Origin of the sequence: Corynebacterium sp. HMSC074H12, from assembly GCF_001813755.1 — a bacterium.
In the GTDB taxonomy this organism is placed as follows: domain Bacteria; phylum Actinomycetota; class Actinomycetes; order Mycobacteriales; family Mycobacteriaceae; genus Corynebacterium; species Corynebacterium hiratae.
This window is the reverse complement of sequence record NZ_KV813902.1, coordinates 72403-97332: the sequence shown is the minus strand read 5'-3', so window position 1 is coordinate 97332 and position 24930 is coordinate 72403. Positions and strand designations below refer to the sequence as shown.

At 61.6% G+C, this 24930-nt stretch carries 19 protein-coding genes; 12 read left to right on the top strand and 7 right to left on the bottom strand.

Going from position 1 to position 24930, the window contains the following annotated elements; translation table 11 throughout:
• Positions 1 to 64 precede the first annotated feature (64 nt).
• Complete coding sequence (locus HMPREF2932_RS05885) at positions 65 to 928, top strand: DNA primase (RefSeq protein ID WP_070821194.1); 864 nt, start codon at positions 65 to 67, stop codon at positions 926 to 928.
• Positions 929 to 1003: 75 nt separating this feature from the next.
• On the top strand, positions 1004 to 1855 hold the full coding sequence (locus tag HMPREF2932_RS05880; RefSeq protein ID WP_070511494.1) for an ECF transporter S component: 852 nt from the start codon (positions 1004 to 1006) through the stop codon (positions 1853 to 1855).
• A 50-nt stretch (positions 1856 to 1905) separates the two neighbouring features.
• Here the strand turns inward: HMPREF2932_RS05880 and HMPREF2932_RS13805 are convergent, their stop codons facing one another.
• Positions 1906 to 2433 (bottom strand): hypothetical protein, encoded by a 528-nt coding sequence (locus tag HMPREF2932_RS13805; protein ID WP_246818633.1) that lies wholly within the window; start codon positions 2431 to 2433, stop codon positions 1906 to 1908.
• 106 nt (positions 2434 to 2539) lie between these two features.
• Here HMPREF2932_RS13805 and HMPREF2932_RS05870 point away from each other — a divergent pair, with 106 nt between their 5' ends.
• Positions 2540 to 3775 carry an MFS transporter gene (locus HMPREF2932_RS05870; protein ID WP_070511498.1) on the top strand — a complete coding sequence of 412 codons (1236 nt, stop codon included), beginning with the start codon at positions 2540 to 2542 and terminating at the stop codon, positions 3773 to 3775.
• Positions 3776 to 4072: 297 nt separating this feature from the next.
• On the opposite strand, the gene HMPREF2932_RS05865 is transcribed toward HMPREF2932_RS05870, so the two are convergent.
• The 4 genes from HMPREF2932_RS05865 to HMPREF2932_RS05850 are packed head-to-tail and all read right to left on the bottom strand — an operon-like array spanning position 4073 to position 9998.
• Positions 4073 to 7189, bottom strand: coding sequence for a DUF3427 domain-containing protein (locus HMPREF2932_RS05865; RefSeq protein ID WP_071409800.1), 3117 nt, complete (start codon positions 7187 to 7189; stop codon positions 4073 to 4075).
• Positions 7186 to 7578 (bottom strand): (deoxy)nucleoside triphosphate pyrophosphohydrolase, encoded by a 393-nt coding sequence (locus HMPREF2932_RS05860; protein WP_071409799.1) that lies wholly within the window; start codon positions 7576 to 7578, stop codon positions 7186 to 7188. The genes HMPREF2932_RS05865 and HMPREF2932_RS05860 overlap by 4 nt, the downstream gene beginning before the upstream one ends.
• Before the next feature lie 33 nt (positions 7579 to 7611).
• Positions 7612 to 8580, bottom strand: coding sequence for a formimidoylglutamase (gene hutG, locus HMPREF2932_RS05855; protein WP_071409798.1), 969 nt, complete (start codon positions 8578 to 8580; stop codon positions 7612 to 7614).
• 2 nt (positions 8581 to 8582) lie between these two features.
• Positions 8583 to 9998, bottom strand: coding sequence for an amino acid permease (locus HMPREF2932_RS05850; RefSeq protein WP_071409797.1), 1416 nt, complete (start codon positions 9996 to 9998; stop codon positions 8583 to 8585).
• Between the two features lie 367 nt (positions 9999 to 10365).
• On the opposite strand from HMPREF2932_RS05850, the gene HMPREF2932_RS05845 reads away from it, so the two are divergent.
• The 8 genes from HMPREF2932_RS05845 (at position 10366) to HMPREF2932_RS05810 (ending at position 22252) form a co-directional block, all read left to right on the top strand.
• The gene (locus HMPREF2932_RS05845; RefSeq protein WP_071409796.1) at positions 10366 to 11712 is read left to right on the top strand and encodes a YjiH family protein; all 1347 of its coding nucleotides are present in this window, start codon (positions 10366 to 10368) and stop codon (positions 11710 to 11712) included.
• Positions 11713 to 11749: 37 nt separating this feature from the next.
• Positions 11750 to 12478 (top strand): IclR family transcriptional regulator, encoded by a 729-nt coding sequence (locus HMPREF2932_RS05840; RefSeq protein ID WP_046648892.1) that lies wholly within the window; start codon positions 11750 to 11752, stop codon positions 12476 to 12478.
• 185 nt (positions 12479 to 12663) lie between these two features.
• Positions 12664 to 14217 (top strand): histidine ammonia-lyase, encoded by a 1554-nt coding sequence (gene hutH, locus HMPREF2932_RS05835; RefSeq protein WP_071409795.1) that lies wholly within the window; start codon positions 12664 to 12666, stop codon positions 14215 to 14217.
• 249 nt (positions 14218 to 14466) lie between these two features.
• Complete coding sequence (locus tag HMPREF2932_RS05830; protein ID WP_071409794.1) at positions 14467 to 15366, top strand: endonuclease domain-containing protein; 900 nt, start codon at positions 14467 to 14469, stop codon at positions 15364 to 15366.
• A gap of 317 nt (positions 15367 to 15683) precedes the next feature.
• The gene (locus tag HMPREF2932_RS05825; RefSeq protein WP_046648896.1) at positions 15684 to 17360 is read left to right on the top strand and encodes a urocanate hydratase; all 1677 of its coding nucleotides are present in this window, start codon (positions 15684 to 15686) and stop codon (positions 17358 to 17360) included.
• Between the two features lie 21 nt (positions 17361 to 17381).
• On the top strand, positions 17382 to 18560 hold the full coding sequence (gene hutI, locus HMPREF2932_RS05820; protein ID WP_046648897.1) for an imidazolonepropionase: 1179 nt from the start codon (positions 17382 to 17384) through the stop codon (positions 18558 to 18560).
• Positions 18561 to 18618: 58 nt separating this feature from the next.
• The gene (locus tag HMPREF2932_RS05815) at positions 18619 to 20169 is read left to right on the top strand and encodes an ATP-binding protein (protein WP_071409793.1); all 1551 of its coding nucleotides are present in this window, start codon (positions 18619 to 18621) and stop codon (positions 20167 to 20169) included.
• A gap of 76 nt (positions 20170 to 20245) precedes the next feature.
• Positions 20246 to 22252, top strand: a complete 2007-nt coding sequence (locus HMPREF2932_RS05810; RefSeq protein ID WP_071409792.1) for a DEAD/DEAH box helicase — start codon at positions 20246 to 20248, stop codon at positions 22250 to 22252.
• 92 nt (positions 22253 to 22344) lie between these two features.
• Here the strand turns inward: HMPREF2932_RS05810 and HMPREF2932_RS05805 are convergent, their stop codons facing one another.
• Both HMPREF2932_RS05805 and HMPREF2932_RS05800 read right to left on the bottom strand, forming a co-directional pair.
• On the bottom strand, positions 22345 to 22803 hold the full coding sequence (locus HMPREF2932_RS05805; protein ID WP_071409791.1) for a DUF2269 domain-containing protein: 459 nt from the start codon (positions 22801 to 22803) through the stop codon (positions 22345 to 22347).
• A gap of 47 nt (positions 22804 to 22850) precedes the next feature.
• Entirely contained in the window at positions 22851 to 23393 is a 543-nt protein-coding gene (locus HMPREF2932_RS05800; protein ID WP_049155128.1) for an HNH endonuclease family protein, read from the bottom strand.
• A 194-nt stretch (positions 23394 to 23587) separates the two neighbouring features.
• Between HMPREF2932_RS05800 and HMPREF2932_RS05795 the strand changes: the two genes are divergently transcribed.
• Positions 23588 to 24928: a lipase family protein gene (locus HMPREF2932_RS05795; RefSeq protein WP_070702038.1), complete on the top strand. Its 1341-nt coding sequence runs from the start codon at positions 23588 to 23590 to the stop codon at positions 24926 to 24928.
• Positions 24929 to 24930 lie beyond the last annotated feature (2 nt).

The following is a 24930-nucleotide window of genomic DNA, read 5'->3' as shown; positions in this document are numbered from 1 at the left end:
GTAAGATGTGTGGGGCCTTGGCAGCAGCCCGGGTGAGACTCCCACATGGACGGATGTTAATCACATGAGCTTTTTTGAAGATATCGCCTCTGCGCTGGACGGGGAGGGCATTGAGTCCCGCGTCAACGACGATGTGATGTTCGTGCCCATCACTTCCGATTTGGAAATCCAGTTTGTGGAAATTGACCCCATCCTGCCGGCGGCCAACGTCTACATTGCCGCGGCCGATGTGGATGAAGATGATGAAGACTTCGAGGCCGTTTTAGTGTCCGTGGCGTTCTCCGTCGAGGATGCAGTTGAGGCCGTGTCGCGTCACATTGCCACCGACCAAGTGGTGACGGTGCTGCGTGACCTGCTGGAAGGCACCGATGAGCGCATCGCCGAGTTGGAGTTTCTCCAGGATGAGTTCAACCCGAACCTCGTCGTGGCGGAAGTTGCCAACGACTCCGAGCTGCGCGTGCTGGTGGAGACCATCGACGGCGTCCCGAGCGCAGTCGTGCGTTTCCTCTCCTTCGACTTTGATGAGGAAGAGCTCGACGAGCTGGAAGACGAAGCAATCAGCAAGCTTTGGGAGGCCGAGGCCTCCGAGGACATGAGCGAGGAAGCGCGCGTCGCCCTGTTCGGCTCCGCGGAAGACGAAGACGGCGGGCTAGCCCCCATCATCGAGGTTCCCGCCGAGGCCCTCGAGCTGGGAACCTACACTGACTTCGACCGCCTCTTTGACGTCCTGAGCCTCGTCTCCGATCAAGCCCTGGATTGGGAAGCTCAACTGGTGAGCATCGATGACTCCGACTTCGACGAGCCGGAGGTCTATGACATCTTCGGCGCCGACGATGAGGATGAGGACGACGTTCTCTTCGACGACGACGATGACGAGGACTACGACGAAGACTCCGAAGACGCCGAAGAAGACAACGAGTCTGACTAAACAGACGACACCGAGCTTCTACGGTAGGGTAAGCGGGTATTATTTCTCGACTTCGAAGAGGAGCAGCCGCAGCCAATGCCGGATAACAAGGCATCGCACAGCCAGCGTCTGTGTGTTGGATCCGCTCTAGCATGCTTGTGCCTGGCTTGGGCTCTGACGCTGGCCCCGAGCTACGGCCACACAGGCTTTGTCTTCGATTCCGCCTTATCAACCGGTGCATGGTGCCTGAGTTTGCTGGGAGCACTGCTGTTCATCGCTGCGCAATGGCGATCCTTGGGAAACCACGCGCTTGTCAACCCGCTGCTGGCGGTGGCGGCGAACCTACTGTTGTCGTCGCTGATTTTCAACGTCAACATCCCCTTGTACCTCGACATGATGGGCACGGCGTTTATCGCAATCGTCTACGGCCCCGTCTTAGGAATCGGCACGTCAGTTTTAAGTGCGTGCCTGGCCAGCATCAACAACCCGCTGCTCTTGGTCTATCTGCCGACCGCGGTGGTGGTGGCTTACCTGTTTGGTTGGCTAGCGCGCCGCGGAGTGTTCAAGCGGATGGTGGCCATGATGCTCGCCGGAACCGGGGTAGGCGTGGTTGCCGGGCTACTATCCGCTATGTCGACCTTGCTCCTTCCAACTGAGTACGAGCAGCAAGGGCCCCTCCAACTTCTGGCATTGCTGGAGCTGATCCTGCGCGACGAGCGCCTGGCAGTCCTAGTGCAAACCTTGAGCTCCGACATCATTGATAAGACTTTTACGGTGCTCGTGGTCTGCTTTTCCATTCGCTTGGCGCCGCGGGCGATCCGCCGCCTCTATGATTTCCCGGAGACACGCCCGGCTCTCGGCCGCGTGCTAACAGAGGATCGGTTCTCGCTTTCGCTTGAAGAAGAGCCACCCCGCAACTTTTTCGAGCGCATGCAGCGCTACTTCTAGCAGGCGTACAACGCTCGAGACTGAGCCTCATGCACTGCGGAGGGAGCGCATTACGCAGCCTGGCTGAAGCCTTCGAAGAGCGAGAGTGGTGAATGCACCGGGGTATAAGCGCTATCCACCAGCCACACAAACGTGGCCGCGCTGCTGCTGGAAATTTCATGCACTGCGGAGACGAGCTCCTCTGGGACTAGGGCGCGCACCCATGCCTCCGCCAACGAAGGGGAAACCGGGCGGCCGGTGGGGTCGGTGATGCGCACCGTAATGAGATAGGACGGCACGCGCCTTTCGCCGTAGCCCAGTACGCGAGCCTTGGCGCGCTCACCCACGCGGTGGCGCGAGACAGTAAAGGTCAGCGGTAGTGATTTGCTATCCTGTATGTCTACTGGTGGCAACACCTTTGATGGCGGCCGCCATTGCGGAGTGGGTCGCGCGAGCGAGCGCGGGTGGCGGATGATGCTTTCGATGGAGCGAAGAGTTTCATGGTGGTGGTAGAGGATCTCAGTGGTGAGTTCGCTCGTACTCACGTCGGCCGGGAAAGGGGACTGAACGGACTGGTGAATGCTGCTGTAGTTCTTCATGGCCCACACACTAGGGGTAGGCACGGACATCACCGCACACAGATCCGAACAGTTGTTCGAGCAGGCGTTCGGTCATTTGACGTGATGAGCTACAGTGAGTGGCGATATGAAAAATACTGCAGCACCGCAGGTTAAAATCCCGCGGGAAATCTGGGTCATGGTCACCGCCGGGTTCATCATCGCCTTAGGCTATGGTCTCATCGCGCCGCTGCTGCCGCAGTTCATCGTCAGCTTTGACGTCTCGATGGCCGCGGCCGGTCTGGTTGTCTCCGTCTTTTCTGCCAGCCGTCTCATCTTCGCCCCGGCTGCGGGCTTTCTCATCGACCGCGTAGGTACGCGCAGGGTGTACGTGACGGGATTGCTTACCGTGGCAGTTACCACCGGCCTCGTGGGCGTGGCGCAGGAGTACTGGCAGATCCTCGCCTTGCGCACTATCGCCGGTATTGGTTCGACGATGTTCACCGTCGCGGCGATGGGGCTCATCGTGCGCCTCGCCCCACCCAGCATCCGCGGGCGCTGTTCGGCCACCTATGCCACGTCCTTCCTCCTCGGTAACGTCATCGGCCCTCTCGTTGGCGCGAGCCTCTCCTTCCTGGGCTTCCGCTGGCCCTTCTTTATCTACGGTGTTGGTGTGGCGATTGCGGCGCTCGTCGTGTGGAGCCTCATGCCGCCTGTGTCCAAGGCTGATGAGAGCCGACGCAGCCTCCCGCCAATGCGCTTGGAGGAGGCCTGGGCGGACACTGCTTATCGTGCAGTGCTGACGTCAAACTTCGCCCAAGGCTGGATCAACATGGGCGTGCGCGTAGCCGTCCTACCGCTGTTTGCCGCTGCGATTTTTGCCAACGGCGCATCCGCGTCGGGTATCGCATTGGCGGTCTTTGCTGCGGGCAACGCCATCGTCCTGCAATTCTCCGGCTCCTGGTCCGACCGCGTGGGGCGTCGTCCACTGATTGTGGCGGGTCTCGTGGGGTCTGCCTTGTTCGTTGGAACACTGGGCTTGGCGACGAACATCGTTTCCCTGCTCATCCTCTCCGCCCTGTCCGGCGCGGCTTCGGGCCTTATCGCCCCTTCGCAGCAGGCGGCTGTGGCAGACATCGTTGGTTCCCAGCGCTCGGGTGGCCAGGTGCTGTCGACATTCCAGATGGCAGGCGATTTCGGGCAAATCCTGGGCCCCATCGTCATCGGTCTCCTGGCGGATAGGTACGGGTTTGAGACAGCCTTTGGTTTCTGCGCGATTGTCGCCGTGGCAGGTGTTGTGGCGTGGATGTTTGGTCGCGACACCCTAGGGGAGAGGAAAGGTATCCTGCGGGGTCTGCGCCGCCGCTACCGCCCACGGCGTTAATAGGCGTGGCTCTATCTAGCGAGTACGGCGCACTTTCTTGCTGCAGGCAGCCCACGGAGGGGTGGTGCCAGTTTTGAAGCTGCGCTCCCGAAAACGCGTAAAGCCATACACGGAAGTTTCGGAAACGTTATCAGGGCGGCTCCATCCCTTCCGGCTACGCTCGCTCGCGGCTCCCATGACCGTCCTCCACACTTCTGCACCAGGGCATCAGAGACTAATCTTTTCTTAATCTGCTAAGGAAATCTTAATTTAACGGTGCTTACGGCGTCAACTTCATAGCCTGACCATCATTGAGGTTTAAGCCACAGTGCGCCCGGCGGCGTAGAGCTGCTTAGGCATATCGCGGCGAAGGCTCCATTCAAACTGGATGGGTTTCTCGCCTCGGTGCGTGACGTAATCGACGTTGCCCAAGAAGGTATACGCCGACGCCGTGTCGACTTTGTTCCGCTTAGTAAAACGCGTAGCGATGATGATGTTGCCGTTGAGTTCGTGGTGATGGATGTAGCGTCGGGCCATTGCGGACTTGAGCGACGTGGTGGATTGGGATTCCCAGTGCAAACGATCTGGCGACAGCGGATAATCGCGGTAGTTCGTCGAGGCACTGACGTTTTCATCCTTCTGGAATGTGACGAGGAAGAGATCAGTGTTGGAGGCATCGAAGCGGCGCACGCCCTCACGTGGCAAGTTTGCGAGCTTGCGCAACGGGCCATCGTCCAATGCCCCGACCAGTTCGGCAAGACTGTAGTCCGCGTGAGTTTCTAAGACGCTATTCGTTGATTTCTCCGGGATGACGCGGGACCGGTCGAGCGTGAGCTGCATGACCTGAGTAACCTCAGCGACGAAGGAAGGACAGGCCCGGATGATACGCAGGGCCTCATCAAGGGATTCCGGCACCGTCGTATTTGAATTTGCCCACAGAGCCAGCACGAGCATGGTGGCATATCGGGTTTGCTCGGGAGTCATGTCTTTCTCGTTGGGCCCGTCCGGAGAAATAAGAAGACTGTAGGCCGCTACGCGGTTCGGGTCATTGATGTGCAGTAGCACGCGGATTCGGCTGAGAAGAAACTCCTCGTGTTCATTTGCGGGGGCGGAGGGCAACAGTTCTTCGTCGCGCAGCAGCGTGGTCCACGTAATACCCTTGCGGCGGTAGAGGTCTTCCACTGGAACGCCGGAACTATTAATGAAACCAGCGAGGTCGGTCGTGCCGTAGTCAGTAATGAGTGCCCGTATCTTCTTGATGGAGTTACGGGCCAAGCGCTTGATGTTCTTCAAGACACGCTCGGTAGTCACGCGGTCCAAAGTGATGTTGGAGCCCGGTGGGGCGGTGGGGAAGCCCTGCTCCACCTCCTTGGCTAGGTTCTTTCCGCGTGCGGCGGTCAGAACCTTGAATCGTTCTTCGAAATCGAATTCTTCGTGCTGGATCCCCAGGAAATCAAAGACAGTGCAAGAATTTTTTCTCTCGTGGAGGCGTAAACCGCGGCCAAGTTGTTGGACAAAGAGCACAGGGCTTTGCGTCGGGCGCAGAAGCAACAGCGTGTTGACCGCTGGGATGTCGACGCCTTCGTTGAAAATATCGACCGCGAAGATAATCTTGATAGTGCCTTCGCGAAGCTGCTCGATGGCGCGGCGACGCTCATCAACGCTGAGCTTACTGCTGACCGCCAGGGAAGGGATGCCGAAAAGGTTGAATTGCTCCGCCATGTATTCGGCGTGGGCGATGGTCACGCAGAAGCCAAGGGCCTTCATCTCGGAGAGATCGAAAATGCGACGGTTGAGCTCATTGATGATGAACCTGGTGCGCTTTTCACCGGCCTTGATATAGAACTCGCTGAGCTCCGAAGCCTGGTAGTCCTTCTTCCCGCGGTTCCAAGTCAGACTCGTCAGGTCCGTGTCATCGTCCACCCCGTAGTAGTGCAAGGGTGCAAGGAGCTGTAGGCGCAACGCATCCCAGAGGCGGAGTTCATGGGCCACGCGGTAGTCGAAATACTTCTGTACGTTTTCGCCGTCACCGCGCTCCGGTGTGGCCGTTAGCCCCAAGAGCTCGCGCGGTTGCAGGTAGTCGAGCACTGCCCGGTAGGTCGAAGCCTCGGCGTGGTGGAACTCATCGATGACGACGACTTCAAAGTGATCCGGCGCAATCTGGGCCATGCGCTTCCCTTGCAGGGACTGGATGCTGGCGAAGACATGGTCCCACTCGGCTGGCTGCTCACCGCTGACGAGGAGCTCACCAAAACCAGAAGTGCGAAGAACCTCGCGGTAGGTTCGCTGGGCCTGGGTAAGAATCTCGCGCCGATGCGCAATGAATAGTAGCCGTGGCCTACGCCCCAGCTTCTCGCATAAGCGGCGGTAGTCCAGTGCTGCCACAACAGTCTTGCCTGTACCGGTGGCAGCAATGAGGAGGTTGCGGTGGCGATCGTGAACTTCGCGTTCGGACTCTAGGGCTTCAAGCATCTCCTCCTGGTAGGGGTAGGGCTCAACGCGAAGGCCAGATAGCTCGAGCTTCTCGCCGTGCTTTGATTCGAGAAATTTGGCGCTGCCGAGCGCGTTTACGAGGCGGTCGTAGTCTTCCTCGGGGTCGAAGGCTTTGAAGTGAGTGTCGTACCAGTAGCTATCGAAGGTCTTGATGAATTTTTCGATGATCTCCGGAGTGGAGGAGCGGGAGCCGCGGACGTTCCATTCCCAGCCGTCGACAAGCGCCGAGCGCGAAAGATTTGAGCTACCGATGAACGCGGTATCGAAGCCAGACTGGCGGCGGAAGAGCCAGGCCTTGGCATGCAGGCGAGTGGTCTTGTGCTCATAGCAAATCCGGACCTCAGCGCCATAGTCCTCCACGAGACGACGCACGGCGGCGGCTTCGGTCGCTCCGCAATACGTCGAAGTGATGACGCGCAGCGGGATCTGATGATCCCTGAGGTACTCCAGTTGATCGCTGATGACCGCAATACCCGAACTCTTGATGAAAGCGCACAGCAAATCGACGGAGTCCGCAGTGCGGATCTCGCGGGCGATCTCGACCGACATATTGGTGTCGTCCACGCTGTTGGTGAACAAAGCACTGGCGTTGAGTGAGACCTCGGGAAGCTCTGGTGCCTCTGCGAGCTCTGAGCTGTAGATGGCATAGAGCAGCTGTTCCGCAGAAATAGACTCATCTTCCCCGAGGTGTTGTGCGAGTCCATTAATGAGGGCCACGCGCTCCTCGGGCTTATTTAGCTCTGTTAGTTTTTGCTCGAGGACCTTGGCAAAATGCTGGGACACTGCCGCGGCGAACCGAGGGTTCACGTCTTTCATGGTTCCATGGGCGATGCCCGTTGCGGCCGTGGGACGAGCCCGCTTAGTTTCCTCGATCCGCTCCTGGATACGAGCGGTGACCGGGGTTTCATAGATGCCGAAAGGCAGGAGAGAATCGGAACTCATAGGCGCGAAGAAACCAGCTTGACGGCGGGGATGTCTGCGGGAGCCCAGTCGAGTTCCTGCGCTTCGGAAGGGGACACCCAGCGAGAGGCATCGTGATCACTGAGAGCCAGGTCGCCGGACTCGATGGTGCACAGGAATGTAGTGAGCTCGATGGTGGCGAAGTCGTACTCATAGACGGTCGTGGTGACCTTGTCACCCACGGTTGCCGTCACGGATAGCTCTTCCTTAATTTCACGCGCGAGAGCCTGCTCGGGTGTTTCACCGAGTTCAATCTTGCCGCCCGGAAATTCCCACTGGCCGGCTAGGGATTTTCCCGGGGCTTTGCGGCAGGCCAGGAATCGATTGCCCTTAGCGAAGACGGCTCCGACAACGCGAATCGGTGAACTCATGGGGACCAGTATGCCGGCTGGGCCCGGTCTTATCTAGGAATTCGTGTCCGCGGCAGCAGAAAAGTGCGCCGTCACAATGTCATCAATCAACCGCGCAGCCAGCTTGGCGGTGTGGGCGTCGGTGTCGAAGGTGGGGTTGAGCTCGACGACGTCGACAAGCGCGAGGCGTCCCGTGGCGGCGATGGCGAGTGCTAGTTCGCGGATGATGTTCACAGGCACGCCGAGGCCGGCGGGGGCGGAGACGCCAGGGGCCTGGTCGGCAGGCAGGACATCCAGGTCGATGGAAAGGTGAATGGGCTTCGTGCCGGCGCAGATGCGCTCGACGGTTTCGCGCAGCTGGGCGCGGTCCATGCTGAGCAGTTCCTCATCGAGGACGACGGTGACGCCGAGGGCAGAGGCTTCGTCGAAAAGTACGGGCGTGTTGTTGGGACGGGAGATACCCAGGACGGAATAGTCGAAGTCCTCCCGGCCCACCAGTTCAGAAATCTGCTTGAACGGGGTGCCGGAGGTGGGCACGTCCGCGGTGCGGAGATCGAAGTGCGCGTCCAGGTTGATGATCTGCAGCGGGCCCTGAGCCCTAAAGGCGCCGCGGTGGGAACCGAAGGCGGTCTCGTGCCCGCCGCCGAGGATTATGGGCAGGTGCCCGGCGCGCGAGAGTGTCTCCACTGCGTCGGAGAGGCGCGCATGGGAGCCTTCCAGGTCGGTGCCTTGGGTGGTGATCGTGCCGGCGTCGTAAAGCGGGTGCGTATGGTGCAGCGCCAGGGAACCCAGGGCGGTGCGCAGTGCGGCCGGGCCCGCAGCCGCGCCGGGGCGGCCATGGTTGCGCTCAACGCCCTCGTCGGAGGCGAAACCAAGGAGTACCACGCCGGGTTGTTCCTGGGGGCTCGCTGGGTCGAGGGGGCGAACCACGCTGTGCCACCGCGCGTGCTCAAGGCCCGGGCCGTCGGAGCGGCCGGACCACTCGGGGGCAGGGGAGTAGGCGGGGGCATCAACGGTGTTCATGGTTATCCTTTCGCGTCTGTTCCTTGTTGGGCTGTATCTTGTGGAGCTGTTCCCTGTGGGGTGCTCGCGGCGGCGCTGCGGCGGCCGGTGAGGTAAAAGATGGCGGACATCAGGAGGATGAAGATAACGCCCGTGGCGAGTGCCGGGCGGTATTGCTCCTGCCACACCATGATGCCAAAAGTGAAGATGATGAAGGCGATGGAGAAGTATTGGCCCCAGGGCCAGAAGGGGACGGTGTATTTCAGGCTGGCGCGTTCTTCGGGTGGCATCTGGCGGCGGGAGGCCACGTGGGCGAGCAGAATCATCAGCCACACGTAGATGGTGGCAAAGGTGGCCAGGGAGGCGATGACCTCAAAGACGTTATCCGGGATGAGCGCGTTGAGTCCGGTGCCGATGATCATGACGATGAGCAGGATGATCATGGTCATGACCGGCACACCGCGGGTCTTTTTGGCCATGACCTTCGGAGCGAGGTTCTGGCGGGCCAGGCCGGTGAGAACGTTGCCGGCACCGAAGAGATCGGCGTTGATGGCAGAGACCGCCGCGGTGATGACGACGACGTTGAGGGCGGCCGCAGCCCAGGTGACGCCGAGGGTGGAGAAGATTTGGACGAAGGGGCTTTCCTCGCCGGTGATGCTGCGCCAGGGGTTGATCATGAGGATGACCAGGATGGCCAGGACATAGAACAGCAGGATGCGCACCGGGATGGTGTTGACGGCCTTGGGCACGGACTTGGCGGGGTCTTCTGCCTCCGCACTGGCCACGCCCACGATTTCCGTGCCGCCGAAGGCGAAGAGGACCAGGATGAAGGAGGCGACCATGCCGGAGACGCCGTTGGGGAAGAAGCCGCCATCGTTGACCAGGTTGACAGGGCCGGTGGTCTCCGCGGTGGAGAGGCCGAAGACTAAGACAGCCACGCCACCTAGGATCATGGCGATGACGGCGCCGACCTTGACGATGGTGAAGGCGAATTCCAGCTCGCCGAAGGCTTTGACGGTGGCGAGGTTGGCGCCGCCGACGAGGAGAAGCGTGCCGGCGACCCACACCCACTGGGGCGATCCGGGGAACCAGAATTGCATGTAGACGCCGATGGCGGTGAGATCCGCGAGGGCCACGATGACCATCTCGAAGGCGAACATCCAGCCGGTGATATAGCCGGCCCAGGGGCCTAGGAAGGTGCGGGCGTACTCGGCGAAGGAGCCGGTGACGGGGTGATGCACGGACATCTCACCGAGTGCGCGCAGGAGGAAGTAAACCACGGCGCCGCCGAGGAGGTAGACCAAGAGGACCGAGGGGCCGGCGGCTTGGATGGCGCCGGCGGAGCCGTAGAACAGGCCGGTGCCGATGGCCGAGCCCAAGGCGATGAAGTGCAGGTGCCGGTGTTTCAAGCCGGGGCGCTTGGTGGTGGTTTCTGCCACGGGGATGCGTCCTCCTCTGAGCCCCTCTTGTGGCGCTAGCTAGTCTTAGCGCTGCGGATGAGGGGAGTGGTTGGTGCGAGTGATTCCGGGAGCTACTTTCCTCTAGTTCAGATGTGCGGTCAATTTTTTTGTGGTGGGGGTAGCTCACCTAGGCCTATGACGGCGAACTCATTCATTCTGTGGGGGTGAATTGGATGACATCTACGTGTGGCTCCGCTAACATATGGAAGACCTGCGTGTGGCTGTCGCGTGGGCATGGCTTAAAGCAATCGCCTTGTAGTGGCGTGTGTTTGCTTGGCACGTTCAAGAAGTGAGCGTGTTGTGGCCGTGCTAATGACGTGTCGTTTCCACCACCGTGAGGTAGAACATGAACTCTGAAGACGCAATCGTTGACGCCTTCTACGAGAGCGACGACGATGTCCCCTCCAAGAAGGGCATCTGGCGCCTCTTTGTCTACAGCGCTATTGGCGCTTTCGTATTCTTCTTTCCCATCAGCTACGACGGAAAGAAGTCCATCCCGCTTGACCACATGGTCACCATCATCCGCACCTATGCGGACGTCTTGGTGCCTTGGTTCATCCTGGCGCTGGCGCTCTACGGCACGGTGCGCAGCATCGTGAATAAAAACTGGAAAGAAGGCCCGCTCCAGGCGGTTTTTACCGTCCTCAACGTGGTGGGCCTGGTGGTCTCCTTCCTGATGGTCATCGGAAAGCTTCCCGGAGTGCTGGGCAACGAGGACATCGTGCCCTTCCTGTGGAACTCGATTGCCACGCCAGTCGGGCTCATCGTGCCCATCGGCGGCGCGTTCTTGGCCTTGCTCATCAGCTACGGCCTTCTGGAATTCGTCGGCGTATTCATGCAGCCCATCATGCGCCCGCTGTGGCGCACGCCGGGGCGCTCCGCCATTGACGCGGTGGCCTCCTTCGTGGGCTCCTACTCTTTGGGAATCCTCATTACTGACCGCGTGTACCAGCGCGGCGGCTATACCGCGCGTGAGGCTTCCATCATCGCGACGGGCTTCTCGACGGTCTCCGCTGCCTTCATGGTGATCGTCGCCAAGCAGCTCGACCTTATGGATATGTGGGGCATCTACTTCGGTGTCTCCCTCGTGGTGACCTTCCTGGTCACCGCGATTACCGTGTGGATTCCGCCGCTGAGCAGGATTCCTGATGATTACATCGATGGTGTGGAAGCGGATCCGGAAAAGCCGGTGAAGGGCAATTTCTTTAAGGCCGCGTGGCGGGAAGCGCTGCTGGCGCTGGACCGCGCGCCGTCTTTGGGCGCTGCCATTTGGGAGAACCTGCGCGATGGCGTGCGCATGGCGTCGGCGATTGTGCCCTCCATCATGTCCGTGGGCCTGATTGGCCTGCTGCTGGCTAACTTCACGCCCCTCTTTGATTGGCTGGGCTACCTGTTCTACCCGTTCGCGTGGCTTGTCCAGCTGCCGGAGCCGGAGCTGGCGGGCAAGGCCGCTGCTATGGGTATTGCGGAGATGTTCCTGCCGGCGACGGCCGTGGCGGGCTCTGAAAGCATGGTGCTCAAGTTCGTCATCGGCGTGGTGGCTATCTCCGCCATTATCTTCTTCTCCGCGCTGGTGCCGTGCATCCTAGCCACCAAGATTCCGATTAAGCTCTGGCAGATCGTGGTCATCTGGTTCGAGCGCGTGGTGCTGACCATCATTATTGCGACGCCGATTGCCTTCCTGGTGACTTAGCTGGGACTTGTACGAGGGCTCACTAGAATGTGGGCCCATGAGTACCTCCCGAGTCCCGGCGGCGCGCAATGCGCTGGAGATCCTCCGGCTGCTGTCCACTATCGACGTGCCGATTTCCGCCGCGCGCATCCGCAGTGAGCTGGACCTGCCGCGCTCCACTACCTATCACCTGCTCAAGGAGATGGTGGACGCGGGATTTGTGGTGCACCTGCCGGAGAACCAGACCTATGGGTTGGGGCTCGTTGCCTATTCGATGGCTGCTGCCTACGCCACGCAGCAGCCCCTGGTGCGGGTAACCCAGGGGCACCTCGAGCGGATTGCCAGCAGTGTCGGGGGATCGGGGCACCTGTCGCGTTTGGCGGGCTCGGAGATTCTCTACCTCAACGAGATTCGCGCGCCGGGGGCGCTGTCCTTGGTGACGGAGAGGGGAGTGCGGCTGCAGGCGCAGCGCACGGCCTCTGGGCGGGCGATGCTGGCCCTGCTCCCAGAGGCGGAGTGGCGTGCAGCATTCGTCCCCGGTTCTTTAGGTTTTGGGGAGTACAAGGAAATCTTGCGCCAGGTGCGCGAACGCGGATGGGCCGAAGAGGTTGAGGTGGTGGCGCGCGGGCAGGCGTCGGTAGGCGTGGCGGTGGTTGACCACGTGGGCAGGCCCGCGGCGGCGCTGGCGGTGACCTTCCCGGTGGGGACTGCCGACGCCGCCGACGTCGCCCAGCAACTGCACGCGGCAGCGCAGCAGGTGGCGGAGAGGATGTACGGGCGCCGCTAACAGCTGGTGCCCGGAGTATTGGCGCGCCGGGCAGCCTGTTGTACTATGAGCGCAACGCGTAAGGCTGTCGCGCGTATCACTATTTATCTATTCTTGTGAAAGCAAGTACGTGTTTTCGCGTGCCTTCCTCCCTTCCACGTGGGTGGTGGGGCGTGGGCAACGCAGCGACGTCGAAGGAGCCTTACATGTCTAATTCTTATCCCTCCACCGTGACCGTGGGTATCGGTGCGCTGAGCATCGAGGAGGTCGTGGCCGTTGCGCGCTACGGCGCGAAGGTGGAAATTTCCGAGGACGCCCTGGCGGAAATCGCCTCGACCCGCGAGCGCGTCGAGGAGCTGGCCCAGGATCCGACTCCGGTTTATGGCATTTCCACCGGCTTCGGTGCCCTAGCGCGCCGCCACATTCCGGAGGAGATGCGCGCGCAGCTGCAGCTTTCGCTCGTGCGCTCGCATGCAGCAGGCACGGGCCCGGAGGTTGAGCAAGAGGTCATTCGCGCGCTCATGCTGCTGCGCCTGTCCACCCTGTGCACTGGGCGTACTGGCGTGCGTCCGGTGGTGGCGGAAACCTATGCTGCGGTCCTCAACGCCAACATCCACCCGGTGGTCCGCGAATACGGCTCCCTGGGATGCTCCGGCGACTTGGCTCCGCTTGCGCATTGTGCGCTGGCGCTGCTGGGTGAGGGCGAGGTGCGCGTCGACGGCGGTGAGGCCACCCCGGCCGCCGAGGCGCTGTCGGCTGCGGGCATTGAACCGCTCAAGCTGCGGGAGAAGGAAGGCCTAGCACTCATTAACGGCACCGATGGCATGCTGGGCCAGCTCTGCCTGGCTATCACCGACCTGCGCGAGCTTGCCAAGACCGCCGATATCGCCACCGCGATGACGGTGGAAGGCCTGCTGGGTACGCTCGTGGTCTTCGCTGATGACCTGCAGCAGCTGCGACCGCACCCAGGCCAGGCAGATGCCGCCGCCAATATCCTTCAGGTTGCGGAGGGCTCGGAGATTCTCGCGGCCGCCCTCGAAGAATTCAAGAAGAAGCAAGTCCAGGACGCCTACTCGGTGCGCTGTGCCCCGCAGGTGGCCGGTGGTTTCCGCGACACGGTGACACACACAGCAACGGTTGCTGAGCGCGAGCTGGCCGCGGCCGTCGACAACCCGGTGGTGGCCAAGGATGGGCGCGTGGTCTCCAACGGCAACTTCCACGGCGCGCCGGTGGCCTACGCGCTGGACTTCCTGGCCATCGTGGTGGCTGACCTAGCCTCGATTTCCGAGCGCCGCACCGATCGCTTCCTCGATGTTGCCCGCAACCGCGGCCTCAACGCCTTCCTGGCGGATGACCCGGGCGTGGACTCCGGCCACATGATCGCGCAGTATGCGCAGGCGGGCATCGTCTCTGAGCTCAAGCGCTTGGCCAACCCGTCCTCGGCGGATTCCATTCCGTCTTCGGCCATGCAGGAGGATCACGTATCCATGGGCTGGTCGGGTGCCCGCAAGCTGCGCAAGGCCGTGGACGGTCTGCAGCGCGTCCTCGCCATTGAAATCCTCACTGCCGCCCGCGCCATCGATATGCGCGAGGGCCAGCCGGCCAAGGGTACCGGCGCGGTCATCGATGCCCTGCGCCAGACCGTCCAAGGCCCGGGCACCGACCGCTACCTCTCTCCGGAGATCGAGGAGACCGTGCGCCTGGTCAAGGAGGGTGCGCTGGTGGCTGCGGTAGAGGGGGCCGTCGGCACGCTGCGCTAAACACCTCCCGCCCCATGGCATGTGCCATGGGGCCTTCTCTTGCCGTCTTATTTCCAAAAATGCAGACCTGGAAGTGCAGACCTGCTGGTCGTCGCAAAGCACTGCCTTGCGCTGGACGACGCCCACCTGCACATCTGCACTTCCAGGTCTGCACTTTTGGCTGGGCACCGGATTGCAGGTAGTGCGGCGGAGGCGAAGAACGGAAGCCTATCTGTGGCGAGGCGCACAAAGCTGGGTTATGAGTAGTGCATGAACAATGAACAACTCTTTAACTTCTTAGACCAGCATCTTATCGACCTTCGCAAGCTACCCAATGATGATCCCCGGTGGAAGAAGGTGCACGCCGGCAAGGTGGCCAAACTGGCGTGGTGCTTCGTGCTGCCGATGGTGCATTGGCACGAACTCAAGCCGTGGCAGAAGGAGACCGCGAAGGCGTACGTGCTCGGGTTGACCTTGCCCAAGGCGACATTAGTGGGAAAGTCCGCCGCCCTTATTCATGGAATTCCGCTGGTTGTGCCGCCGACCGAATGGGAGGCGACGTTGCCTTCGAACTCGGTACCTCCACGATCTAAAGCCACTGTCCGTTATCGCCGCATGGACTTGCGCGGTAAAGAGACGGTGGTTCACGGGATTCGCGTGTCAACCCTGGAGCGCACGGCCATTGATATTGCGCGGTTCTATGGATTTGAGGAGGGGCTCGTTGCCGCCGATGACGTGCGGGCGCGCAATGTTGGCCAGTTCTGGATCAGTGAGACGCTCGGCGCTATGGGGAGAGTTAAGGGTGTTGCCGCCGCGCGGCGGGCGGTTGCTGAAAGCGTCAATTGCGCGGAGTCACCGTGGGAATCCTATGCCCGTGCCTTGATTCTTGCGGCGGACTACCCGGAGCTGCGCTGGGTCAAGGCGCAGTATGTGATTGAGAACTATCGAGCGGATCTGGTCATTAATGGGTGGCTCGTGATTGAGATTGACGGAAACGTCAAGTACCGCTTCGAGGCCGAAGAGGTAATTCGCGCGGAGCATCGGCGCCAGCAAGCCATCCTCAACAAGGGCTACATCGTCTTGAGGTTTAGCCCAGAACAGTTGAGTTCGCGGCCTGACTATTTCCAGGAGACGGTGGGCAAGCACCTGGCACGCGGCCCGCGCTTGTAAAAGTGCAGACCTGGAAGTGCAGACCTGCTGGTCGTCGTAAAGCACTGCCTTGGCGCTGGACGACGCCCACCTGCGTGAATGCACTTCCAGGTCTGCACTTTTGGGTTGGGCTCTGGATTGCAGGCAGCGCGGCGCCCAATACTGGTCGGGTGACAGTCTTGTATCTGAGACAGGCAGGCCAAAAGAGCCCTAGAAGTTGGTGCTGCGTCACAGTAGCTTCTGATGTGTGACGCTGACCAAGCCCCACAAGGGACAGCCCCGGGAAACCGGCCTTGGGGGTTTGGAAGGGCGTCGAAAAGCACGAGCGAAAGGAAGTCATGTCTGAACCCCGCGAAGTACGCGCCCCGCGCGGAACCGAACTGAACGCCAAGTCTTGGCAGACCGAAGCCCCGCTGCGCATGCTCATGAACAACCTCGACCCCGAGGTTGCTGAGCGCCCCGAGGACCTCGTAGTCTACGGCGGCACCGGCCGTGCAGCCCGCAGCTGGGAGGCCTTCGACGCCATCGTGGAGTCGCTGAAGGACCTCGAATCCGACGAGACCCTGCTGGTGCAGTCCGGCAAGCCGGTCGGCGTTTGGAAGACCAACGAGTGGGCACCGCGCGTGCTCATTGCCAACTCCAACTTGGTCGGCGACTGGGCTAACTGGGAGCACTTCCGCAAGCTCGAGGACGAGGGCCTGATGATGTACGGCCAGATGACGGCCGGTTCCTGGATTTACATCGCTACCCAGGGCATCCTGCAGGGTACTTTCGAGACCTTCGCGGCCGTGGCCAAGAAGCGCTTCAACGGCACGCTCGCCGGCACGTTCACCCTGACCGGTGGTTGCGGCGGCATGGGCGGCGCGCAGCCGCTGTCCGTCACTCTCAATGGCGGTGCCTGCCTCATCGTCGATGTTGATGAGACCCGCCTGAAGCGCCGCCAGTCCAAGCGCTACCTCGATGAGGTCGTTACCGACCTGGATGAGGCCCTCAAGCTGGTGCTCGACGCCAAGGAGAACAAGAAGCCGCTGTCCGTCGGCCTCGTGGGCAATGCCGCCGAGGTCTTCCCGGAGGTGCTGCGCCGCCAGCGCGCGGGCGAGTTCACCGTGGATATCGTCACGGACCAGACCTCCGCGCACGACCCGCTGAGCTACCTGCCCACCGAAATCACCGTCGAGGATTGGCACAACGAGGCCAAGGCAGATCCGACCACCTTCACCAAGAAGGCGCGTGAGGCCATGGCCGCCCAGGTCCAGGCCATGGTGGAATTCCAGGACGAGGGTGCTGAGGTCTTCGACTACGGCAACTCCATCCGCGATGAGGCCCGCAAGGCCGGCTACCAGCGCGCCTTCGAGTTCCCGGGCTTCGTCCCGGCCTACATCCGCCCGCTCTTCTGCGAGGGTCTCGGCCCCTTCCGCTGGGCAGCGCTCTCCGGCGATCCGGAGGACATCAAGGTCACCGACCAAGCACTTAAGGAGCTCTTCCCGGACAACGAGCACCTGCACAACTGGCTCGATGCCGCCGAGGAGTACGTGGAGTTCGAGGGCCTGCCGGCACGTATTTGCTGGCTGGGCTACAACGAGCGCCACAAGGCTGGCCTGCTCTTCAATGACCTGGTCAAGGAAGGCAAGATCAAGGCTCCGATCGTCATCGGCCGCGACCACCTCGATTCCGGTTCCGTGGCCTCCCCGTACCGCGAGACCGAGGCCATGCTCGACGGCACCGACGCCGTGGCTGACTGGCCGCTGCTCAACGCAATGACCGCTGTCTCCTCCGGTGCCACCTGGGTATCCATCCACCACGGCGGCGGCGTGGGCATGGGTCGCTCCATCCACGCGGGCCAGGTCACCGTCGCCGATGGCACCGAGCTGGCCGCCGCCAAGCTGCGCGCGGTGCTGACCAACGACCCGGGCATGGGTGTTATCCGCCACGTGGATTCCGGTTACACTCGCGCCAAGGAAGTCGCCGACGAGCGCGGTGTGCGTATCCCGATGGAATTCAAGGCCCGCGACTAGACAAGAGAGGAAAAGAAGATCATGTCCACCCTGTTTACTGGAATCTCAGAGCTGCGCACGGTGTCGGAGGCAGGCACGCTTGCCGACGCCGCACTCATCGCCAACACCGACGGCACCATCGCCTGGATCGGCCCAGCCTCCGAGGCCCCGGCCGCGGACGAGAAGGTCGACCTGGGCGGGCGCGCAGTTCTGCCGGGCTGGGTGGATTCCCATACCCACATGATCTTCGATGGCGACCGCTCCGCCGAGTTTGAGGCCCGCATGGCGGGCGAGTCCTACCAGGCCGGCGGCATCGCCGTGACGATGGACGCGACCCGCTCGGCGGGGGAGGAGCGCCTGGAAAAACTCCTGGTGGAACGCATCGCCGCTGCCCGCCGGGGTGGAACGACCACCTTGGAGACGAAGACCGGTTACGGTCTCAATACCGAATCCGAGGTGGAGGCCGCTCGCGTGGCGGCCCGCCACGTCGATGACGTGACCTTCCTCGGCGCGCACCTCGTGCCGCCGGGAGCAGAGGCCGAAACCTACCTCGACGAGGTTGTGGGCCCGATGCTCGACGGCGTGGCGGAGCACGTGCAGTGGATTGACGTCTTCTGCGAGCGTGGTGCCTTCGACGAGAAGCAATCGCGCCGCGTGCTCGAGGCCGGCAAGGCTCGCGGACTTGGCGTGCGCGTGCACGGCAACCAGCTCGGCGAGGGCCCTGGCGTAGCGCTCGCGGTGGAGTTGGGCGCGGCCTCCGTGGACCACGTCAACTACCTCAGCGACGCGGATGTTGAGGCGCTGGCCTCCTCCGATACGGTGGCTACGTTGTTGCCGGCCTGCGATCTGTCTACCCGTGAGCCGCTGGCGCCGGGCCGCAAGCTTATTGATGCCGGCGCGACCGTCGCCATCGCCTCCAACCTCAACCCGGGCACCTCGTACACCTCCGCAATGAACTTCTGCATCACGACGGCCGTGCTCCAGCAGCACCTCACCCTCGATGAGGCCATTGCTGCTGGCACTCTGGGCGGTGCCACCGCGCTGCGCCGCCAGGATGTCGGTGAGGGCAAGGATGCGAAGGGCCGCCCTGCCAAGGGCTCGCTGGTAGTCGGCGCTGCTGCGGACCTGCACGTCCTCGATGCCCCGAGCGCTATCCACCTGGCTTACCGCCCGGGCATGCCGATGACGTTCAAGACCTTCGTCGGCGGCCGCGAGGTCTAGAAAGCAAAGTCTCGCACTCTAGAGTGTAAAACTTTGCAGTCTGCGGTATTCTGCAGGCATGATGTGGACAGTAGAGCAGCTCGAGGATTACCTCGAGCACTGTCGCCTCTTGCAGTCGGATACGACGACCGTGGAGGTGAAATCGGGACGCGGCGGAATGCCGCAGTCCCTGGGGGCTACTCTGTGTGCCTTCGCCAACATGCCGCGTGGCGGCACCGTCATCATTGGAGTGGCGGAGCCCGGCTTTGCGGTGCACGGCGTGGACGATCCTGGCGCTATCGAAAGCGCCCTGGCGGATCAGGCACGCACCCTCGTGGAACCCGCGCCTTACATTGAGACCCAGACCCTCCATATCGAAGGGCGTGCTGTGGTGCTCGGCCACATCGAAGGCGTGCTGCCGCACCAGCGGCCGGCGCTCTATCGGGGGCGGCCCTACCTGCGCATGGCGGACGGTGACTATGTCATGAGCGCCAATGACCTCCGCATGATCGAGGTGGATAAGCTGCACGCTCGCGAGGCCATTGCCTATGATTCAGCACCCGTTCCCGGGTCAAGCCTAGAAGTTTGTGATGATTCGGCGCTCAAAGAAGCAGTGGCGGAGCTGCGCAACGCCACCCCTCGTTTGCGGGGTGCGAGTGATGCCGAGTTACTGGAGCTATTCCGCGTGGTCGATTCCCGAGGACAGCTGAGTGTGGCCGGTTTGTACGCTCTGGGGCGCTTTCCGCAGGGATTCTTTCCTGACCTGCATATTTCTGCGGCCGTGCAATACCCGGCGGGGGAGGAAGGACCACGCACCCGGAACCTGGAAGAGTTTTATGGGCCCGTCCCGGATCTGGTGGATGCGGCCGTGGCGTGGGTGCGCCGGAATATCGATACCGACTTGGTCTATGGCACGGATGGACATCTGCGCGAGGTTCCCGAGCTTCCCCTCGAGGCGGTCCGAGAGGTCATAGCTAATGCCGTGGTCCACCGAGACCTCGGGCCGGAAAGCTTAGGTGCCGGGAAGTTCGTCACCATTCGGCTGACTCGCCAGGCACTGATCGTGACTAGCCCGGGTGGGCTACGCGGCATCTCCGTGGAAGAACTCAAGGGAAGGGTACTGTCACCCGTCGCTGTAAACCCGCGCCTGTATGCACTGAGCACGAAGTTGCGTCTAGAGGATGGCGAGCGCGTCATCGAGGGCCAGGGCGGAGGCATGAAGGTCGTCTTTGAGTCCCTTCGCAAAGCCGGCTTGCGCCCGCCGACCCTCATCGACACTGGTGTTCGCTTCACCGTGATCCTCTGGAGAGCGGGGCGAGGCGATGACGAGCACGCCCCCGCGACTCGCAGCGCCTCTGCTTCCTTTCAGCCCGCGCTTGCCCCAGCACAGACAGCGAAGGAGGGCAGTGTGGTGGAAGACGGGCTCGTCGCCAAGCTCGGCGGAAACCCGGCACTTGTGCTTGCTGCACTACGCCGGAACGGCGAGCTCTCGCTCGTGGACATCGTGAACAGCACGCAGCTCACCCGCGGCCAGGTGCGTTACGCGTTGGGCAAGCTCATCGAGTCCGGGCACGTCACGATGCGCGGCAAACACGGTGACCGCGCCACGCGTTACGCTGCGAAGGAGTAGCCCGAGGCGGAAAAGGTCGGGTAATTCAGCGGTGAAATAGCTAATTGGGTGCCGGTGCCGTACTCTGGTCTGAGCAATGAGCATTACCGATAACGCCACCGGCGGCGTAAACGAGCCGGAAGAATTCAATAAGTCGGAATCTCAGGAAAACTCGCAAGGTGGCGAAGCATTGGACGCTTCGCAGGTATCCAACCAGGACACCGGGGCTGCGAAAAACCCTGAGGACACCGGCGCTGAGGAAACTTCAGCCAACGACAACTCCCAGGGTTTTGCACACCTCGGCCTTCCCGATGACGTTCAGGAAGCCGTGTCCAAGGTGGGCTTTACCAAGCCATCCCCAATTCAGGAAGAAACCATCCCGATCCTCATGGAGGGCCGCGACGTCGTCGGTCTGGCCCAGACGGGTACGGGTAAGACCGCGGCCTTCGCTCTGCCGGTTCTCTCCCAGATTGATACCGAGGCCCGCTACCCGCAGGCTCTGGTCCTCGCGCCCACGCGCGAGCTGGCCCTCCAGGTAGCGGACTCCTTCCAGTCCTTCGCCGACCACTTGGGTCGCATCGAAGTTCTGCCTATCTACGGTGGCCAGGCTTATGGCATCCAGCTCTCCGGGCTGCGCCGGGGCGCCCAGATCATTGTGGGCACCCCGGGCCGCGTCATCGACCACCTGGAGAAGGGCTCCCTGGATATCTCGCAGCTGCGCTTCCTCGTCCTCGATGAGGCGGACGAGATGCTCAACATGGGCTTCCAGGAAGACGTCGAGCGCATTCTTGAGGACACCCCGGAAGACAAGCAGGTCGCACTCTTCTCGGCCACCATGCCGAACTCGATTCGCCGCCTGTCTAAGCAGTACCTCAACGACCCCGCCGAGGTCACTGTGAAGTCGGAGCGCCGCACGAATGACAACATCACGCAGCGCTTCCTGCTGACCCCGCACCGCCACAAGATGGATGCCTTCACCCGCATCCTCGAGGTCATTGACTACGACGCCATCATCGTCTTCTGCCGCACCAAGCACGCGACCGAAGACGTGGCCGATAGCCTCAAGGAGGCCGGCTACAACGCTGCCGCCATCAATGGCGATATTGCCCAGCAGCAGCGTGAGCGCACCGTCGATCAGCTTAAGGATGGCCGCCTCGACATCTTGGTGGCTACCGACGTGGCGGCCCGTGGCCTCGACGTGGACCGCATTACCCACGTGGTCAACTACGACATCCCGAATGACACCGAGTCCTACGTGCACCGCATTGGCCGTACGGGCCGTGCCGGCCGCACTGGTGAGGCGATCCTGTTTGTCACACCGCGTGAGCGTCGCATGCTGCGCTCCATCGAGCGCGTGACCAATGCCCGCTTGGAGGAGATGGATCTTCCGACCGCGGATGAGGTCAATGCTAAGCGTAAGGAGAAGTTCTTCGCTTCCATCGGCGCTTCGCAGGAGGACAAGCAGTTCGAGTTCTTCCGCGACATGGTGCGCGAGTACTCTGCAGCGGAGAACGTGGCGATGGATGATATCGCCGCGGCCTTGGCCGTGCAGCTGCAGGGCGGGACGGACTTCCTGCTCAAGGAGCGCCCGGTGACTAAGAAGGACCGTCGCGAGCGCGATCGCTTCGAGCGCGACGGCCGTGGGCGTGATCGCGGTGACCGTGACCGTGGTCGTGACCGCGGCGGCCGCGACCGTGACCGCGGCCCGCGCCGCCCGGATGGGGACTTTGAGACGTACCGGCTGGACGTCGGCAAGCGCCAGAACGTGCGCCCGGGCGCCATCGTGGGTGCGCTGGCCAACGAAGGTGGCCTGACTTCCAAGGACTTCGGCCGGATTACCATCGCGGTGGGCCACACCTTGGTGGACCTGCCGAAGAACCTGGACCCGGCAGTGCTGGACCGTCTGAAAGATACCCGCATTTCCGGACAGCTCATCAAGATTCAGAAGGACACCGGCCGCCCGCCGCGCCGGAACTTTGATGATGACCGTGGCCGCGGCGGCTACGGCGGACGCGGACGCGGTGAACGCGGCGGATACCGCGACCGTGACCGCGGTGGACGTGGCCGCGACCGTGGCGGGCGCCGCGGCGGTTGGCGTGACTAGCCCTCGCTCGGCGCCGCGATGGCGCTAGATCTGCACAAGAAAACCTCCCAAACTCATGAGAGAGCTTGGGAGGTTTTCGCTATTTCTGCTGACTAGAACTGGAACTTGTCTACGTACATGAGGAGTGCGCAGACAACCCACAGCAGGTTGAAGATACCGGAGAACATAGCCAGCTGCTTCTTCAACTTGGCCACGTCGGCGCTGCCCGGGGTAGCAATCGCGGCCATGGCCTTGTTCTGCTTCGGGATGACCACGACGAGCAGAATCACCCAGGCGATGACGGAGAGAAGGAGGGCGATGTGGTACTGAACAGCGGACTTGTAAGCGTCGAGATCGGTAAGGAAGACTGCCAGACCGATAACCGGAACGATGGCGGAAATGTAACCATACGTCGAGGTGATCTTGTTGAGGATGCCGGCGGCACCAGCGGCCGAAGCATCACCGGCGCCAGCCTTTGCCAGTTGGGCAGGGAAGGCGGAGGTGGAGATACACACGGTACCGACCACCAAGATGGCAGCGAAGGCGTGAAGGAAGATGAGCAAGCTTGTCATGGGGAGTGCGCTTTACCTTTCTATACGGGGCTTATCCCAGCGAAAGTCTAACGGTGCTGGGATATGAAATCGAATCGACACTGGTGGCGCATGACTGCATAGTCGCGGGCAGGCAGTGGGAGTTGGTATTTGCGCGCCACCGCGGCAAGGCGCAGCGAGTAGTCGCAGCGGTCGGCGGGCGGGAGCCAGTCCGCCGGCAAGGAATCGGACTTGGTTTGGTTCAAATTGCGGGCAGTGGCAACAAGGTTGAGCGGATCGTTGGCGAAGGCCATTTTCTTATCGCGCGGCCACGTTGAGGCGCCAAGGTCCCAGGCTGCTGAGAGCGGAAAGACGTGGTCGACTTCGACGCGCTCCGCCGCAGGTGCGCGGGCATAAGGATCGAAGAGGGTGCCGTCGATGGTCTGCGCTGCTTTGACGTTATCGCGGGTGCCCGGCGCCCAGCCGCCGAAGTCATCGCGGTTGTAGCCAGGGGCCTCCACGCGCGCAGGCACGGTAGCCACACCCAGGTCCGGGCCGGGAAGGAGATGGTAGCCGCCGTAGGCCACCGTGGCTATGGAGAGGAAACCGATATAGGCCGCGCGCAGGTTCATGCACTTTTAGACTGCACGTGGCGTGGAGGGGTTCCTGAAGGGCTCGGAGGGGCGTCGCCAAGCACGCAATTAGGTGGGTTGTGATGTCAACAAAACTTGACAAAATAAGAATAGTTTTAATAATTAGCTTGGTAATAGATTAAGAATGTCAAAATTACTGATCCCGCTATCACTGCTAAAGGAAAGGAAACGCAGTGAAATCTTCGCTCTCCATTCTTGCTGCGGCATGTCTCGTTGCTGCAGCAAGCCCTCTTGCCTTTGCGCAGGACGTCGCTCCGGAACTGCCGGAATCTGCACTCGCCGAGGAAGCCCTCAAAGACCCCATAGCAACGGAGAGCCCCGACGAATCCGGTGACATTAAGGATGCCGCCGAAGGGTTAAAGAATTACTCCACAGCACCAGCACCTGGTAGTAACAGCCCGGTCGGTGATGAATACTCGGCCTTCTACCACGATGCTGTAGATCTGGAGTCATCCACCCCCGGCCAGCTTTTCCGTTCCGCGCCTGTTCGCAACCCGGCGAATACCCTCGGAATTACAAATATCGGCCCCTACAAGGCCCAGCGCATCCTGTATTCCTCTACCAACCGCACGGGAGAGAAAACGGCAGTCAGCGGCATTGTTATTGAGCCCAAAGCAGCATGGACGAAGCCGGGACCACGCCCGGTTGTAGCATTCGCCCCTGGTACCCAGGGTGTGGCAGACCGCTGTGCGCCGTCGCGCAAGATTGCTGAAGGCGTGGGGGATTATGAGCAGTTCTTCTTCGAGCAATACTTGAAGAAGGGATATGCGGTGGTGGTGACAGACTATGAAGGTCTTGGTACCCCAGGAATGCACACTTACATGGACCGAATCTCCCAGGGGCATGCAGTCTTGGATAGTGCGCGTGCGGCACAGCAGCTGAACGGCTGGGATATTAGTGGTGACAACCCCGTGTTCATTAACGGCTATTCGCAGGGAGGTGGGGCAGCGGCATCAGCAGCGGAACTCTATGATGACTACGCGCCTGAGCTTAACGTCAAGCTAGCAACGATTGGTGCTGCACCCGCGGATCTGACGTTGCTGCCGCCGGCTCTCGACGGCACGCTGTACTTCCTTTTTGAGTCCTATGCGTTGTTGGGCTTGAGTAACTCCTATGGCGAAGACCTGTACGCTCATCTCAATGAGAAGGGGGCTGCAATTCTCAAGCGCGCCACCAACACCTGCACCCTGGGGCTGGCTGGCTTTTCAGGAACCACCATTGAACAGATCAGCAATGAGGGCAAGAGCGTTGACCAATTCATTGCTACTGCGCCCTATGACCGAATTCTGGCGGACCAGCACATTGGTTACGATGCGCCGTCGATTCCGGTGGTGGTTACGCACGGCCGCGGCGATGACGTGATTCCTTTCTCCACCGCTGAGCAGCTGGTTGAGCAGTGGACTTCGCGCGGTGCAAACGTGACCTTTATTCCGAATGATGCCCGCTCCCACGTGGCTGGTACCGTCCCGCATATTACGGAATCCGTCAAGGCTATTGAGGCAGCGCTGTCTTAAAA

Coding starts and splice junctions, on each gene's coding strand:
- HMPREF2932_RS05885 (WP_070821194.1), top strand. CDS start 65: ATGAGCTTTTTTGAAGATATCGCCTCTGCGCTGGACGGGGAGGGCATT.
- HMPREF2932_RS05880 (WP_070511494.1), top strand. CDS start 1,004: ATGCCGGATAACAAGGCATCGCACAGCCAGCGTCTGTGTGTTGGATCC.
- HMPREF2932_RS13805 (WP_246818633.1), bottom strand. CDS start 2,433: ATGAAGAACTACAGCAGCATTCACCAGTCCGTTCAGTCCCCTTTCCCG.
- HMPREF2932_RS05870 (WP_070511498.1), top strand. CDS start 2,540: ATGAAAAATACTGCAGCACCGCAGGTTAAAATCCCGCGGGAAATCTGG.
- HMPREF2932_RS05865 (WP_071409800.1), bottom strand. CDS start 7,189: ATGAGTTCCGATTCTCTCCTGCCTTTCGGCATCTATGAAACCCCGGTC.
- HMPREF2932_RS05860 (WP_071409799.1), bottom strand. CDS start 7,578: ATGAGTTCACCGATTCGCGTTGTCGGAGCCGTCTTCGCTAAGGGCAAT.
- hutG (WP_071409798.1), bottom strand. CDS start 8,580: ATGAACACCGTTGATGCCCCCGCCTACTCCCCTGCCCCCGAGTGGTCC.
- HMPREF2932_RS05845 (WP_071409796.1), top strand. CDS start 10,366: ATGAACTCTGAAGACGCAATCGTTGACGCCTTCTACGAGAGCGACGAC.
- HMPREF2932_RS05840 (WP_046648892.1), top strand. CDS start 11,750: ATGAGTACCTCCCGAGTCCCGGCGGCGCGCAATGCGCTGGAGATCCTC.
- hutH (WP_071409795.1), top strand. CDS start 12,664: ATGTCTAATTCTTATCCCTCCACCGTGACCGTGGGTATCGGTGCGCTG.
- HMPREF2932_RS05830 (WP_071409794.1), top strand. CDS start 14,467: ATGAACAATGAACAACTCTTTAACTTCTTAGACCAGCATCTTATCGAC.
- HMPREF2932_RS05825 (WP_046648896.1), top strand. CDS start 15,684: ATGTCTGAACCCCGCGAAGTACGCGCCCCGCGCGGAACCGAACTGAAC.
- hutI (WP_046648897.1), top strand. CDS start 17,382: ATGTCCACCCTGTTTACTGGAATCTCAGAGCTGCGCACGGTGTCGGAG.
- HMPREF2932_RS05815 (WP_071409793.1), top strand. CDS start 18,619: ATGATGTGGACAGTAGAGCAGCTCGAGGATTACCTCGAGCACTGTCGC.
- HMPREF2932_RS05810 (WP_071409792.1), top strand. CDS start 20,246: ATGAGCATTACCGATAACGCCACCGGCGGCGTAAACGAGCCGGAAGAA.
- HMPREF2932_RS05805 (WP_071409791.1), bottom strand. CDS start 22,803: ATGACAAGCTTGCTCATCTTCCTTCACGCCTTCGCTGCCATCTTGGTG.
- HMPREF2932_RS05800 (WP_049155128.1), bottom strand. CDS start 23,393: ATGAACCTGCGCGCGGCCTATATCGGTTTCCTCTCCATAGCCACGGTG.